This is a genomic window from Streptomyces sp. NPDC028991 (genome assembly GCF_055564775.1).
The window spans coordinates 664,916-679,416 of record NZ_JBVHVP010000002.1 but is presented as its reverse complement, the minus strand read 5'-3'; the positions used below and the strand labels follow the sequence as shown (position 1 = coordinate 679,416).

The following is a 14,501-nucleotide window of genomic DNA, read 5'->3' as shown; positions in this document are numbered from 1 at the left end:
ATGAACATGAAACCGATCGTTGTGTACACCGATCCGTTCTGGGCCCTCGAGGACGGCGAAGTGAACCCGGCGCTGGCGACCGTTGAGCAGGAAGTGTTCGGCGACAAGCTCGAACTCCGCTTCGGTGTGACCGAGGACGGTGCGTTCGTGAAGAGCGGGCAGCGCTTCCTCGACAACCTGAAGGGCGCGTCCGCACTCGCCATCTACCGGGCGCAGATGACGGAGGAAGTCTTCGAAACGGTCCGCGGCGACGTCAAGGTCATCGGACGGCAGGGCGTGGGCTTCGACAACATCGGCCTGCCCCACCTGAAGCCCAACGGCATCTTCGGGTTCAACGTGCCGGACTACTGCGTCGACGAGGTCTCCACCCACACGATGTCGCTCGTGCTCGCGCTCGAGCGGCATGTCTGCCTGCAGAACGACCACCTGAAGAACGGTCACTGGGACATCTACGACGGCGGGTACCCCCGTCGCCTCCAGGAGTCGACGGTCGGGATCATCGGGCTGGGCCGGATCGGCAAGTCGACCGCGCAGAAGATCCGCAACTTCTACGGCAGGGTCATCGGCTACGACCCCCACGTCCACGGCGACCACATGATCGGCTATGGGGTGGCGAAGCGGCACACGCTCCGTGAGCTTCTGAACGAGGCCGACGTCGTCATCCTGCACTGCCTGCTCAACGACGAGACGAAGAACCTCGTCGACGCGTCCTTCCTCGACGAGATGAAGGACGACGCGCTGCTGCTGAACACGGCGCGCGGCGGCCTCGTCGACCCGCAGGCGGTCCACGACGCGCTGGCCGGGGGCCGGATCGGCGGCTACGCCAGCGATGTGTTCACGCCGGAGGACCCCAACGACAACGAGTGGAACAAGCGCATGCTGTCGTTCGACAACGTGGTCGTCACCTCCCACCGCGCCTTCCTGTCCGCGGAGTCGGAGCTGAGCCAGCGGCGGCGGGTCGCCGAGGAGATCCTCCACGTACTGGAGACGGGACGTCCGCCCCGCTGGGGCAACCTCACCGAATAGCCGCGGTCGCGGGGACGCCGGGGCAGTCGCCGGACCGGCGAGCATCACAGGGCCGGCGGCTGCATCACAGGGCCGGCGGCTGCATCGTAGGGCCGGCGCGAGCATCACAGGACCGGCGCGAGCATCGCCGGCCCCACCGTGTCCGACGAGCAGAGAGGGAACAAATGGGCCGATTCGTGCGCTTCGCGTCGCCGCGGAACGTGACCGTCGTCGAGGAGGAGGACCAGCAGCCGACACCGTCGCAGGTGCGGATCGCCACGATCTTCTCCGGTATCTCCGCCGGGACGGAGCTCTCCTACTACCGCGGGACCAATCCGCGCTTCGGCAAGCACTGGGACCCCGATCAGCGGATCTTCCGGCCGTTGGGCGAGGGCGGTGGTGCGGCGAGCCTGTCGTACCCGGTGGACGGCAAGGGCCAGCAGGAGGTCGGCGTCGTCGTCGAGGTCGGTGCCGAGGTCGACGGCATCGCACCGGGCGACCTCGTCTGGGGGAAGTGGGGCCACCGGAGCCTGGCGGTGAAGCCCGCCGACTACGTACGTCCGCGCAGGCTGCCGGCGGGGGCGAATCCCGTCCTCGGCGTCTTCTCGCAGATCGGCGCCACCGCCCTCAACATCGTGCTGGACGCGGACATTCACGTGGGTGAGACGGTCGCCGTGTTCGGCCTCGGGGTGCTCGGCCAGATCACGGCCCAGCTGGCGCGCCTGAACGGCGCCGAGGTGATCGCCGTCGATCCGCACGACAGCCGGTTGAAGACCGCCGAGTCGCACGGCGTCGCGCACACGCTGAATGCCAAGGGCGGCCTGATCGGCGAGCGTATCCGTGAGCTGACCGGTGGGCGCGGCGTCGATGTCGCGCTCGAGGTGACCGGCTCGTACCCGGCGCTGCACGAGGCGGTCCGGTCGGCCGCCTACAGCGGCCGGGTGGTGGCCTCCGGATTCTTCCAGGGCGAGGGCGCCGGGCTCGCGCTCGGGGAGGAGTTCCACCACAACCGCGTCGAGATCAAGTGTTCCCAGGCCTCCGGCGTCTCACCGCAGTTGAGCTACCGGTGGAACGACGAGCGGCTCCAGCGGACCGTCATGGACCTCGCCGCCTCGGGGCGCCTCCAACTCGAGCCCCTGGTGACGGACATCGTGCCGGTGGAGCGCGCCGCGGAGGCGTTCGACCGGCTCGACCACTCGCGGGAGCGAGTGCTGCAGTTGGTTCTCCGCTTCGAGGAAGGTGCCAAGTGACGGGCGCGATGAAGCTGGGCGTGCAGGAGCGGTCGCTTGACGGAGCAAGCCTGGAGGAGAAGTGGCGATTCGCCACCGGCCTCGGCTTCGACGGCGTCGAGCTGCGGGCGGGCCCCGAGATCACCGACCGGCTCGACGAGCTGAAGCGGGCCCGCAGGGCCGGGGTGGTGATGCCCTCGGTCTGCCTGGCGGCGCCCCCCTTCATCGGGGACTTCGACCCGGAGCAGCGGCGGGTCGCCGTCCGGACCATGAAGACCCTGCTCTCGGTGATCGTCGAGGCCGGCGGCTTCGGCGCGATCACCCCCGCCTCGTTCGGGATCTTCTCCAGGCGGCTGTCCAAGTCCGAGCCGCCCCGCTCGGAGGCGGAGGACCGGGAGGTGCTTTTGGAGGCCCTCGCGGAGCTGGGCGAGCACGCCCGGAAGGTCGGCGGCGTCGTTCTCCTCGAGCCCTTGAACCGCTACGAGGACTACATGGTGAACACGCTGGCGGACGCGGCTTCGCTCATCCATGAGCTCGGGCTGCCGTCGGTGAAGCTGATGGCCGACACGTTCCACATGAACATCGAGGAGGCCGATCCCGCCGACTCGCTCCGCAAGTACGCGGACGTGCTGGGACATGTCCAGGTCGCCGACAGCAACCGGTTGGAGCCCGGGGCAGGTCACTACGACTGGAAGGACACCCTCGCCGCGCTCGAGGGCGTCGGATACGAGGGCTGGCTGGTGCTGGAATGCCGTACGTTGAGCGGACCGCCCAGCGTCGCGCTGCCGCCTGTCCCGGCGGTGCTGCGCGGACAGGGATGACGTTGCCGGCCGTCCACCGGAACGTTCGCACGAGCTGACGGATCGCCTGGGACTACCCGCCGCAGGACCTCGGTTCCGGGGTCCTGCGGCACGTCATCCGGCGAGTTCCTGCACCGTCACCAGCCGCGACTGCCGGAACCTCTCCCCGGGGAAGCTGCTGAGCAGCCCGTCGTGCGGGTCATCCGACAGAACCAGGAGATCGAGAATGCCGCCGCCTACCGCATCGGGCCAAGCGGGCAGTGCCCCGCGATGCCGCCCCCAAGTGACGAGGAGAGAAGGGTCGGGGAGCGCCCCGAGGCGGAGGATCCTGTCGGCGAACTCGCCCCCGAGGGAGGGGTCGAGCAGGCCCGAGGGGACGGGGGTGAATCCCATGCGACTCTTGAAGTTGAACAGGCCGGGCTGCACGAGCTGGCCGAAGAGGGAGGGATCGTTGCCCAGGGAGGCGTAGGCCAGGCCGCTTTCGCGGGCATACGCCACCGCTTCCGCGTAGAGCACACGCAGCGCCCGGCCCGATCGAGCTCCGGGCGACGCGGCGGAGAAACGCATCTGCAGGACCGACGGCTCGGGACGTACACGCCATACGGACCCGGCAAGCATGCCGTCGCCGTCGCTGAGAGCCACGCTCACATGCTCGTCGGCTGCGGCCAGCAGACGATCCCGCCATTTGCGGGCGAAGTTCTTCCCGCGCGGCATGTCGGAAACCTGCCTGTCATACACGACCAGGAACTCGTCCATGAACTCCTCGGTCAACCCGGGCTGAACGCGGAGCCGGAGCTGCTGCTCCTCGACGAACCTGCGGCCGAGTCGAATGTTCCGGCGCTCTGTTCCGGAGAGCGCCCCCAGGAAATCGGCGTCGGAGCCTGCCACCGGAGCGCACCAGTTCAGCCAGCGTGGACGGGGCACGAATCCCAACTCGGACAGGACCTCGTCGCTGACGTCCTCGGAGTCCAGGAGCCTGACCACATCGACCGATGTGCCGGCCGCTTCCCAGGCTCCTTTTCGAGCCTCCTCGAGATCCACCGAGGCAATGACGAGGTATTCCTGTTCAACGATCTCCATCGCGCAATTCCTGTCGTGGCTGTAGTTCCGGTTCTGCTGACGGTGGTGCCGCTCCCGAGGGGACCATGGCCGTGACGCGCCCCCCGTAACGGGTGTAAGCGGCCCAGATACCGATCGCTATGACCCAGAGGACGAGGCTCGGCAGCCAGTAGTAGAACCCGTCGAAGCGGCTCGCCCAGGCGTACAGGAATCCGGACAGCGGCACGGATCCCGTGATGAACATGCGAATCGTCGCATTGACTCGGCCCGCCAGATCAGGCGGAATCGTCTCCTGCCTGTAGGTGATGGATGCAACGTTGGTCACAGCGATGGCGAAGCATTCCACCATGAAACCCGCGATGCGCACCGGGAGTACGGGGGTAGCGATACACATCAGTCCCGCGAAGGCCATGACCTGAGCCGCCAGGATTCGCCGCTCCCAGCTCCACGAGGGAAGAACGGACGGGGCGATACGACTGGCGACCGCCCCCGTGAGCAAGCCCAATGCCATGAGCGCGGAGATGACGGTCGGGTTGATCCCTCCGCTTGAGAACTCGGTGACCAGCGCCGGCTCCAGCTGGCCGATGGCGATATTGGTGATCGACATGCTGACGACGAGCCAGAGGATCTCGGTCCTGCCCACCCAGCGAAACCCGATCGCGAGATCTCGGCGCAGGTTCATCCTGGTCTGGGCGGAGGGCATCCTGGGCAGCGCCAGCGCCACAAGTCCGGCCAGCACATACAGGGCGGCGATGCAGAGTGAAGCGACGGACGGGCCGAATGCCGTGAAGCCGGCGCCGCCCAGAAGGAGACCGATCACCTTCGAGAACTCCATGGCGGAGTTCAGTTTGGCCACTGCCATGGGGCGGGCCGAAGGGCTGATCAGTCTGGGGATCGTCACGAAATGACCCGTGATGATGCAGGCGACGCTGCCCATACCAGAGAAGAGCACGATCAGCGCGACGGTCAGTGCACTGGAGAGCGAAAGGGGGAGCAGGGCCAGGCAGGCCGCCTGCTGGAGCAGCCCGAGAACCAGGACTGCCCGTTTGTCGAACCGGTCGATGACCGCTCCCACGAAGGGAGATGCCACGTAACTCACACCGCGCAGCGCGAACACGGCCAAGGACAGGGCGACGGAGTCCGACTCGGCCAACACCGTCAGCGGAATCACGATCCCAAGCTGCCAGTCGGCAACCTTCGAAAGTGCCGATGACGTGATGAGGGTCCGTAATATTCGCTTGTCCGAGGCGGGCGTGTGGATGTCCTTCAAATCTCACACTCACGGATCGGCACCACATGGGCCAACTTCAGAAACGGCGGACCTTCGCCCCTCACTTACCCCCCTGTTGCCGGCATCGACGCCCACATCGGCAATGGGTCCGAAACCGATCAAGGGCCTACCAATCATGGCCGGAGGGTCACAGCGCGTCAAGAGTGCTCCCTGACCGCTATCTCTGATCAACTCCTGGTGTGTGCCGGGGCGTTGGGGATACCCACGAGGTACATTTCCGGCCCGGAGCAGTGGACGCCCAACCGGCCTCACGACAGACGTGAGCAAGGCTCGGCACGGAAGCCGAGACCGGGACGCTCAGCGCCTCGCCGAGGAAGTCCCAGAGTCCGGCACCGTGCGGCCACTGCGCACAGATCAGCGGCAGCCCGCCGGTGACCAACGCGGCGTCGAAAGCGTCTGCCGGTTACCCAACGCCTCTGTCAACGACATAGACGTTGGTGACTCGTCCCGCCATCACGTCACTCGTCGTCGCGAGCCGGCATATGGCGGACCGATGGGAACCGCCCGCCCGGCAACATGGAAGGGGCCGAGCCCTCGTGTCGCGCCTGCCATCCGCTATTCACAGCGGCCAGGCGGCCAGCAAATCGCCGGGGCCGTAGGCGGCATCGAGGCCCAGGCAGTCGACTCCGCTGCGCGAGGCCGCCATGACTGGAACGGGTTCGCCGGTGAGGGCGGCCCGGTGTCGGTGGAGAGCTGCCAGGTCGTGCCGGTCGAAGGGGGACTGCTCCAACCACTTGATGGAGCCGACGAAGAGCAGCTCCTTGGCAATAGGGGCGCGGTCCGCCCCGACGATGTCGATTTCGACCTCGTTGGTGCGGGTCCAGTAGCCGCCCACTGCGGGGGCCGCGGGCAGCTCGTCATCGGGCAGTACCCGCGCCAGGGCGTCGCTGACAAGGGGCTCGACGGCTCGGCCACGCCAACTGGTCCAGCTCTCCCGGATCCGCGCCAACGTCAGATCGCCCCGCCCTCGCTCGATCTCCTCCATGGACGGGCCGAGCAGGTGCAGCCAAAACCGCAGATAGGGATCTGTCACCCGGTAGCGACGGTCCTTCGACGGACGCAGCGACACGGGCAGTTCCGCGGCGACGATCCGCTTGTCCGTGAGCAACTCCAGCGCTCGCTGCAGGGGCGTGGCCCCGATACCGCCGGCCGCACGGGCGATGTTGGTAAAGGTTCGCTCGCCACTGCCGATGGCCGCCAGCACCGTACGCGCCTGAGCCTGCGGAGGGAACTCGGCAGCCAGCGAGCGCTCGGCCGACACCAGCAGGGCCGAGACCGGGTCACTCAGCGCCTCGCCCAGGAAGTCCCAAAGCCCCGCGCCCCGCGGCCACTCCGCGCAGATCAGCGGCAACCCGCCGGTGACCAGCGCGGCGTCGAAGGCGTCCGCCGGTTGCAGCCCAAGCAGCCGCCCTACCTCGGCCGGGTTCAACGGCCCGAGCACCATCTCCCGGCCTCGCTGGTGGAACGGCCGCCCGTACCTGTTCAGCGCTTGCATCATCGACAGATCGGAGCCGATGAGGACCAGCAGCACCGGCTTGGTCTCCAGCACCCGATCCCAGGCCCGTCGCAATGCGCCACTCGCGTCCTGTGGTGTTCGCCCGATGGCCGGCCCATGTCCACCACTTCACGCAACCGCCGGAGCCGCGGGTGATCACCGCGCCTCCGGGATGTACCTCGTTCATGAAGCGCTCACTCGCTTCGGCCAGATACTCCTGGTTGGCCTTATCGCGCTCCGCTGACAAGTCAGTGTCCGTTCGGCCTTGTTCCAAGGTGGACGTACAGTCGGCGGCCGTCGATGCCGGTGTGCGATCCCGCTGCTTGCGGGGGAAGACCGTCTGGGCCGATCTCCAGCTCTAACTCCATTCGGCTTCGGGTCGTTGGCTCGACGAGTGGCGCACCCCGTGAGATAGGCTTGTTACTGCTGCGCACCTTCCCGGAGGGTACGAGGCGGACTCCACGGTCCAGTCCACTGGCCGTGAGTGACGAATGGGGCGGATGCCCGGTAGGGCGGTCCTACCATTTCGAACTCACACCATGGAGTGGGCCTTTATGGAATCGGTCGAGTACAAGCCTGCGCGTCGTTCCTGGATCCGCGAGATCCTGGTTGGCGCCGCCGCGAGCGCGATCTCCAACCTCGTGTGGGAGACACTGGCGGTGGCAGCGCGCCACCTCATCTGAGGCAGGCAGGTGGTGGGCCCGGCGAGCCCGCCACTCTTCATCCTGTCTGGCTTTAGCTCTACGGCGAGAATCCTTCAGAAGAGCAGTTCCTGTCCGGGAGGAGTGTCATTACCCTTCCGCTTGGGGCTGGGGAGATGTGGTACCCGCGCCTCGGCAGGGAGGTTTTCCCACGTGGGCCGCAGGCCGTGTATCTGCACGTCACCTATGCAGCTCTTGAGGTACGCCTGTGTCTCCGCATCCGTGGAGTACAGCACCGTCGCCCGGCTCGCCCTGGTCATGAGCACGTGGTACGCGTGCCGAACACATCGCGCGAACTCCTTGTCTTTTTCTTCCTCACTTCCTGTTCCCTCGCGGAGCTTCATATCGAACGAACCGGGCACTTTGACACGTTTGACCTTGCTTTCCGGGTCCTCACACCACTGCCCCTTGCGGTAGACCCAGCGGTCGCCGCGTCTCACCATGTCCCCGCCGAGGATCACCCCGCACCAGTCCCACTCGAGGCCCTGAGCCGTGTAAACGCAGCCGATCTGGTTGATGCCATACGGGTGCACTGACCACTTCGTGGACGGGGGCACCGCTCCGTTCTCTCGATAGGAGTCGCCTTTGGCGTTCCACGGTCGGTGCCAGTCACCGATCCGCACGTCTGTCTCCAGGCGCGCGGCCTTCCCCTGTCCCACCGGCTCGGTCCACGGCCAGCAGAAGCCGGCCACCATGCGTGCCGTCGCTCCCGCCTCCGCCTCAGCCCTGATGATGTACTCGAGTTCCTCTGGACTGTCCGCGACTTCGACGTGCATCAAACCGTCGGGGGTCCAATCGGTGATGCCTGTCTCGATGTCGAGGACAGCCCGCACCCAGCGGATGTAGGCGTCGCTCCCCCCGCAGCGCCATTCCTCCCTGAGCCCGTAGCGGAGTGGAGTGATCCCCCGCGCTCTTGCGGCTCCCTCGATCAGGCTCACCGTTCCGACTTCCTTGGGTCGCACGGACTGACTCTCGTCGAGAAAGAACACTGTCAGGCGGGAGGCATCGAGCAGATCGTCCACCTGCGGCTGCTTGCCCGACTTGTCCTCTCGACGGTACATGTCGATGGTTCGCTCTCTCAAGCGATGCGCCTCGTCGCAGATGAGGACGTCCAAGGGAGGGTCCGGGGGTGTCACGAAGTGGCTGAAGTAGGCGAACCTCTTCCTGAACTCCTTGTCGGTGTAGCCCACCTGCTCTTGGAGCGCCCCGTTGAAGGCACGGCTGCCACTGGCGTACTTCACCGTTTGTCCGGCTGCCTCGAAATCGGCCCTGAGCTGTAGACCCACGGCGCTCTTTCCGGTGCCTGCACCACCCGTCACGATGAACACGGCTCGTCCGTGGTCCGGCGGCGAAGCGGGCTGATCTGGATTGCCGAGTACCAGAGCGGCTCGTTGCAGAACACTCGCCGCCACTCTCTTCTGCTGTCCGCGCAAAGTGAACACCGTGTCCTCTCCACGAGATCTGATCATCGCGTCGAGAAGCGGCGTGTTTCGCAGGTTCATGAACCGCAGGAGTTGCTCGGCTTCGGAAGCCGCGCCGTCCTCCGCGAAATGCCTTCGTAGGTCCACAAGGAGCAGGTCGCGGCTGTCCCGGGTGTACACACGCTCATAGGCGCCAGTCGGCGCCAACGTATCGAGCAGCGGTCGAACCGAGTCATCGGTGGCATTGTGCAGATACGCGAATCCGCCGCATTCGACCGCGATGCCACGCAGCGGTCCCTGGTCTCCAGTGAACAATTGGTATGTGTTCCTGAGTTGCAACGCAGGATGCTTCTTGGGCCTTTTGCATCCCGGCACACTCACGAGCTTCGCGGTGGCGGCTTCCACCTGCGTCACCATTGACCATCGTTTCAGCTCGACGAGTTGGAACGACGGCAGACGAGTCTCCGGGTGTCGGCCCACGAGCACGACGTCGATGAGAGGCGGCTCCCCCTTCTTCGGTTCATCGACCGTCGCCGCGCACTCGACGACCATCTCGACGTTGCCCCGCTCCGCCTCAACCAGGTCTTCCGCCAACTCGACCAAGCTCTCGGCCCATGCCTCCCGTTCTGTCTCGGACACGTCGCGCCCTCGGAAGTACCGGTATCTGGCGGCGAGATGCGGCACCATCCGCCGCCTCGAGTTCAGAGTGAGCAGATCCTGCGCCGACAGCCTCAGCAGGAGCATGGACACGAGGTGGTTCCCCCAGGGCACGAGTGACTCGTGCGGGTGGGGGCGTGTCCTCGCGGAGTGGAAGCCCGTCGGGCCGCAATTGGTACGGACGATCTTAGGGACCGCGGCAGCTCACGGGTACTCCTCCCGCCGACCCATGTCATGTCAGCGGCCGGTTGGCAAAAAAGCTGCCAGTTCAGGCTGGTCGTCTACGCCGTAGCAACCACGCGCCGCCCGGCACCCACCAGTTCTCGTAGTTTCTCCTGCGTCTCCCGATCCGTGGAGTAGACGACCGTGCCAACCATTCCTCGGGTCAGCAGCACCTTGTACGTGTTGCGGATCAGGCGATCCACATCGGCGTCCGGCGTCGAGCGCTTGAAGACCGGGTCCTTGGACGCCGCACGGTCCGTCACCCATCGGTCGCCGCGCCACACCAGGTCGGGGCCGATAATGACGCCGGACCAGTCGTACTCGAAGCCCTGGGCGGTGTAGACGCAACCGATCTGACCAAAGCCCGCCGGATCCGTGGCCCACAGGGCGGACGGCGGTGCGCCGGAGACAGAGCGATCGCCGCGCAGGTTCCAGGGGCGCGCCCAGGCCCCGATCCTCACGTCTGCCGGAAGAGGCTGTCCCGGCTTGGGTTCCGGGGACCACTGCCAGCAATAGCCAGCTGACATGCGAGCGCTGAAGCGCCGGCCGCGGCGGCCGTCCAGGAAGCCTTCCATCTCTTCCGGGCTGTCGGCCAACAGGAGTTGCATCCGGTCATCCGGGTCCCACACCACCGGACCGCCGGGCTCCAGCCCCAGAAGCCGCACCACCCAGCGCAGGTAAGCATCGCTCCCGCCACAGCGGAATTGGCTTCCCAGCCTTACGACGGGGCAGTTCAGCCCCCTGCGTGCGGCTGCGGCTCGAATGTCCTCCACCGTGCCCATCTCGCCCGGGCGCACAACCTGGTGCTCGTCGAGCAGGAAGACGGGCACTTTGGCCACGTCTATCAGTTCGTCGATCTGCCGCTTGCCGGTCCGGCGTGCGGCCGGCGTGTACCGGTTGGCGGATGTCTCACGGATGCGGTGGGCCTCATCGCAGACCAGGACGTCGAGGCTGTTCTTCTCCGTCGTCATGAAGCTGTTGAAGTACTTGAAGAGATCCTGCACTTCGCGCTTCCTCGCACCGGCGACCTTGCGCATCGTCTTGGTGAAGGACTGGGACCCGGTCGCGTGCAGAGCCGGGATGCCTCGCCGGTACAACTCGCCGAGCAGGGAAAGCGCGATGACGCTCTTACCGGTGCCAGGACCACCGGTGATGACCACGACTTCCTTGTGGTCGGACTGCTGGGCCTTGCGTACCGCGTTGAGGACCTTGCGGTAGGCGACCTGCTGTTCGTCGAGGAGCACGAACTGCTCCCTCTCACGAACTTCCTGTGCTGCGACCGCCATCAGCTGCTTCGAGGGGACCGTCTTGCCCGCGAGCAGCACGTCAGCGGCTGCGGCGCCCGGATACTCGGGGCTGAGCCGGGCACAAACGTAGTCGATGAACCCGCCACGGGTGTCGCCCGCGAACAACTGGCCCCACTGGTCGGACTCGATCTCGCGCAGTGCAGCCACATCGAACTCGGTTGCGTTATGCAGGAAGGCCACTCCCCCAACCCTCTCCGGGTGGCCGGCGACAGCGCCGTTGAAGTTGACGAGGTACTCGCAGTAGCGGCGCACCTGCTCGATGGGATTGAGTACCGGCTGAGTATAGGAAGGGACGTGGCAGAGGACCGGGTCGTCCTCGTCCGGGACTACATCGCTCCACTGCTTGAGCTCCACCACGACATAGGAGGGGGCGCCCGTGCGTGGGTGAAACCCGGTGAGAACCGCGTCGGCTCGCTTGCTGTTCATCGGGAGCGAGTACTCGAGCATGACCTCCACGTCACCGAGTCCCGCGTCATTGAGCGCGGCGGTCAGCGCGGGGATGCTCCGCTCCCAGGACCGCGCCTCCGAGGGGGTGGGCCGGCAACCGTGCATGTGGGTGAACTGCTCGGTTAGGTGGAGATAGAGCGAACTGTCGAGCGCCATGGCGGCGACCGTCTTCGCAGACGCGCGGAACAACAAGGACTTCCCCCGGGGCAGCACGAAACAGGCCGTGCGGGTGGGGGCATGTCCTTCGACTCCACGAGGTGGAGCGGAAGCCCGTCGGGCCGCGTGACGATGTGTTCGAGGGTACCTGGCGGTATTGGCTGTCGTACCGGTGGCCACATCAGCGACAGCACGCGCCATGCTGGGGCCTGGGCTCCTCTGCGGATACTCGACCAGGAGTCGCAAACCGACTTCGACTGAACGCTCCATGTCGAGCGAGCGCCCACGCCACATCGCCACTCACTGGCACGGCCAGCCCCCGGGCGTTTTTCCGTCCGGGGAACAGGACCTCTGAACCGTGGGAATGTGGAGTGGCAGACGAGTCGGGCTCTACGCCCGGTGCTGTCCCAGCACCGTCAGCCCATCCGCACCCCGACACAATCTCAGCACGGGAAAACACAAAGGGCCCGACCGTGATGTCGGTCCCTTTCTGACTTGCAAGTTTGCAAGATCAGCGACGTGACGATAAGTACCCGGCTACACGTTGAAGCGGAACTCCACCACGTCCCCGTCCTGCATCACGTAGTCCTTGCCCTCCATGCGCGCCTTGCCCTTGGCGCGGGCCTCGGCCACCGAGCCGGTGGTGACCAGGTCGTCGAAGGAGATGACCTCGGCCTTGATGAAGCCCTTCTGGAAGTCGGTGTGGATGACACCGGCGGCCTCGGGGGCGGTGGCGCCCTTCTTGATGGTCCAGGCGCGGGATTCCTTGGGGCCGGCGGTCAGGTAGGTCTGCAGGCCCAGGGTGCGGAAGCCGACGTGGGCCAGGGTCGCCAGGCCGGGCTCCTCCTGGCCGACGGACTGGAGGAGTTCCAGGGCCTCGTCCTCCTCCAGCTCGGCGAGGTCCGACTCCAGCTTGGCGTTGAGGAAGATCGCCTCGGCGGGGGCGACCAGGGCGCGCTGCTCGTTCTTGAAGTCCTCGTCGGTCAGCTCGTCCTCGTCGACGTTGAAGACGTAGAGGAAGGGCTTCGTCGTGAGGAGGTGGAGGTCGTGGAGGAGTTCCGCGCGCTCGCTGCCCTGGAGGATGCCGTGCGCGAAGAGCGTGTCGCCCTTCTCCAGGATCTCCTTGGCCTCCTCGACCGCCTTGACCTTGGGCGCCACGTCCTTCTTGATCCGGGACTCCTTCTGGAGGCGCGGGAGGACCTTCTCGATGGTCTGCAGGTCGGCGAGGATCAGCTCGGTGTTGATCGTCTCGATGTCGTCCTTGGGCGAGACCTTGCCGTCGACGTGGACGACGTTCTCGTCCTTGAAGGCGCGGATGACCTGGCAGATCGCGTCGGACTCGCGGATGTTGGCGAGGAACTTGTTGCCCAGGCCCTCGCCCTCGCTCGCGCCGCGCACGATGCCCGCGATGTCGACGAAGTCGACCGTCGCCGGGAGGACCTTCTCGGAGGAGAAGATCTCGGCCAGCTTCGCCAGGCGGGGGTCGGGAACACCCACGACGCCGACGTTGGGCTCGATCGTGGCGAACGGGTAGTTGGCCGCCAGCACGTCGTTCTTGGTCAGGGCGTTGAACAGGGTCGACTTGCCGACATTGGGCAGACCGACGATTCCGATCGTGAGCGACACGTTGCGACTTCCCGTACGTGAGGATGCGGAGGAGGTGGGGCGGGCCAGGCAGGGGCCGATCCACCAGTCTACGGGGTGGCCGGTACCGGCCCCGCGCGGTGTCGAACGCTTGGCCAAGCTGTGCCCGACGGCGTGTCTGTCGGGCTATTCGGCACATAAACCGACCTAAGTTGGTCCAGTGGAGCAACACAGGACGCGACCTGCGCAGTACGGACCGCGACGGGGCCGGGCGCCGCTGCCCCCGCAGGGGCGGGGAGCGGGCGGCGCCGCGGTCGGGCGGCCTGCCGCTCGCCCGGTCGGGGCGGGTGCGGGCGGCGGTCCGCGCGGGCCCGCCGCGGCACGGCCGGCGACGGCACGACCGGCGGCGGCACGACCGGCGGCGCGGTCCGGCCGGCCGGCGACGCGGTCCCGTTCTCCCGCGGCGCGGTCCGGTACTCCCGTGGCGCGGGCGGTGCGCGCCCTGCGCGGGATGCCCAATCCACGGTTGACCGGGCTGGGCAGCGGCCTGTTCTGCGCGGCCGTGATGGTGGTGCTCGGCTTCCTCGACAAGTTGCTGTTCGGCGCGTCCCTCACGGTGTACGGCGTGCTGTTCCTGCCGGTGTGCCTGCTCACCGCGCTCTGGGTGCGCAGGGGTGACCTGCTGACCGCCCCCGTCGTCGTGCCCATCGCCTTCGCGGTGGGCCTGGTGGCCGTCGCCGAGAGCGGCAAGGGGCTCGGCGGGCGGCTGATGGGGCTGGTGACCGCCCTGGCCACCGAGGCCGGCTGGCTGTACGGCGGGACCCTCGTCGCCGGGTCGACCGTGATCGTGCGCAGGGTGCGGCTGCTGCGCCGCCGGGCCGCCGCCGCGCGGTACCGTCCGCCGGCTTGACCACCAGGGCTACAGGCCGCCGGGGCGGCGGGGACGACCACGACCGGACCACAGGGACCGCCGAGACCACAGGGACCACAGGGACCACAGGGACCACAGGGACCGCCAGGGACGCCAGCGGCGCCAGGGACGGCAGGGACCGCAGGGACCGCAGGGACCGCAGGGACCACAGGGACCGCCAGGGACGCCAGCGGCGCCAGGGACGGCAGGGACGGCA

10 protein-coding genes and 2 pseudogenes are annotated in these 14,501 nt (G+C 67.1%); 5 read left to right on the top strand and 7 right to left on the bottom strand.

The window, feature by feature from the left end:
* The first annotated feature begins 6 nt into the window (after positions 1 to 6).
* The 3 genes from ACZ4V1_RS07255 (at position 7) to ACZ4V1_RS07245 (ending at position 3,055) form a co-directional block, all read left to right on the top strand.
* Positions 7 to 1,026, top strand: a complete 1,020-nt coding sequence (locus ACZ4V1_RS07255; RefSeq protein ID WP_468330597.1) for a C-terminal binding protein — start codon at positions 7 to 9, stop codon at positions 1,024 to 1,026.
* A 164-nt stretch (positions 1,027 to 1,190) separates the two neighbouring features.
* Positions 1,191 to 2,255 carry a zinc-dependent alcohol dehydrogenase gene (locus ACZ4V1_RS07250; RefSeq protein WP_468330594.1) on the top strand — a complete coding sequence of 355 codons (1,065 nt, stop codon included), beginning with the start codon at positions 1,191 to 1,193 and terminating at the stop codon, positions 2,253 to 2,255.
* Positions 2,252 to 3,055 (top strand): TIM barrel protein, encoded by an 804-nt coding sequence (locus tag ACZ4V1_RS07245; RefSeq protein WP_468330591.1) that lies wholly within the window; start codon positions 2,252 to 2,254, stop codon positions 3,053 to 3,055. The genes ACZ4V1_RS07250 and ACZ4V1_RS07245 overlap by 4 nt, the downstream gene beginning before the upstream one ends.
* A gap of 93 nt (positions 3,056 to 3,148) precedes the next feature.
* On the opposite strand, the gene ACZ4V1_RS07240 is transcribed toward ACZ4V1_RS07245, so the two are convergent.
* From ACZ4V1_RS07240 to ACZ4V1_RS07225, 4 genes and pseudogenes are all read right to left on the bottom strand, one after another.
* Entirely contained in the window at positions 3,149 to 4,114 is a 966-nt protein-coding gene (locus ACZ4V1_RS07240; protein WP_468330588.1) for a hypothetical protein, read from the bottom strand.
* Positions 4,101 to 5,363 carry an MFS transporter gene (locus tag ACZ4V1_RS07235; protein ID WP_468330585.1) on the bottom strand — a complete coding sequence of 421 codons (1,263 nt, stop codon included), beginning with the start codon at positions 5,361 to 5,363 and terminating at the stop codon, positions 4,101 to 4,103. Before ACZ4V1_RS07235 ends, ACZ4V1_RS07240 begins: the two co-directional genes overlap by 14 nt.
* 289 nt (positions 5,364 to 5,652) lie before the next feature.
* Positions 5,653 to 5,787: pseudogene (locus ACZ4V1_RS07230) on the bottom strand (ATP-binding protein); the annotation flags it as partial.
* Positions 5,788 to 5,943: 156 nt separating this feature from the next.
* Positions 5,944 to 6,960, bottom strand: a pseudogene (locus tag ACZ4V1_RS07225) (ATP-binding protein); the annotation flags it as partial.
* A 473-nt stretch (positions 6,961 to 7,433) separates the two neighbouring features.
* On the opposite strand from ACZ4V1_RS07225, the gene ACZ4V1_RS07220 reads away from it, so the two are divergent.
* Entirely contained in the window at positions 7,434 to 7,562 is a 129-nt protein-coding gene (locus tag ACZ4V1_RS07220; protein ID WP_468330582.1) for a DUF6408 family protein, read from the top strand.
* 74 nt (positions 7,563 to 7,636) lie between these two features.
* Here ACZ4V1_RS07220 and ACZ4V1_RS07215 read toward each other — a convergent pair whose 3' ends face one another.
* From ACZ4V1_RS07215 to ychF, 3 genes are all read right to left on the bottom strand, one after another.
* Positions 7,637 to 9,745 (bottom strand): DUF2075 domain-containing protein, encoded by a 2,109-nt coding sequence (locus tag ACZ4V1_RS07215; RefSeq protein WP_468330959.1) that lies wholly within the window; start codon positions 9,743 to 9,745, stop codon positions 7,637 to 7,639.
* A gap of 194 nt (positions 9,746 to 9,939) precedes the next feature.
* Positions 9,940 to 11,826 (bottom strand): DNA/RNA helicase domain-containing protein, encoded by a 1,887-nt coding sequence (locus tag ACZ4V1_RS07210; RefSeq protein WP_468330579.1) that lies wholly within the window; start codon positions 11,824 to 11,826, stop codon positions 9,940 to 9,942.
* Between the two features lie 501 nt (positions 11,827 to 12,327).
* Complete coding sequence (gene ychF / locus ACZ4V1_RS07205; protein WP_468330576.1) at positions 12,328 to 13,416, bottom strand: redox-regulated ATPase YchF; 1,089 nt, start codon at positions 13,414 to 13,416, stop codon at positions 12,328 to 12,330.
* A 178-nt stretch (positions 13,417 to 13,594) separates the two neighbouring features.
* On the opposite strand from ychF, the gene ACZ4V1_RS07200 reads away from it, so the two are divergent.
* Positions 13,595 to 14,284: a DUF6542 domain-containing protein gene (locus ACZ4V1_RS07200; RefSeq protein WP_468330573.1), complete on the top strand. Its 690-nt coding sequence runs from the start codon at positions 13,595 to 13,597 to the stop codon at positions 14,282 to 14,284.
* The last annotated feature ends 217 nt before the right edge of the window (positions 14,285 to 14,501 follow it).

What these genes read in the sequence shown, in the direction of transcription:
- ACZ4V1_RS07250 (WP_468330594.1), top strand. Translation starts at nt 1,191, where the DNA reads ATGGGCCGATTCGTGCGCTTCGCGTCGCCGCGGAACGTGACCGTCGTC.
- ACZ4V1_RS07255 (WP_468330597.1), top strand. Translation starts at nt 7, where the DNA reads ATGAAACCGATCGTTGTGTACACCGATCCGTTCTGGGCCCTCGAGGAC.
- ACZ4V1_RS07220 (WP_468330582.1), top strand. Translation starts at nt 7,434, where the DNA reads ATGGAATCGGTCGAGTACAAGCCTGCGCGTCGTTCCTGGATCCGCGAG.
- ACZ4V1_RS07240 (WP_468330588.1), bottom strand. Translation starts at nt 4,114, where the DNA reads ATGGAGATCGTTGAACAGGAATACCTCGTCATTGCCTCGGTGGATCTC.
- ACZ4V1_RS07215 (WP_468330959.1), bottom strand. Translation starts at nt 9,745, where the DNA reads ATGCTCCTGCTGAGGCTGTCGGCGCAGGATCTGCTCACTCTGAACTCG.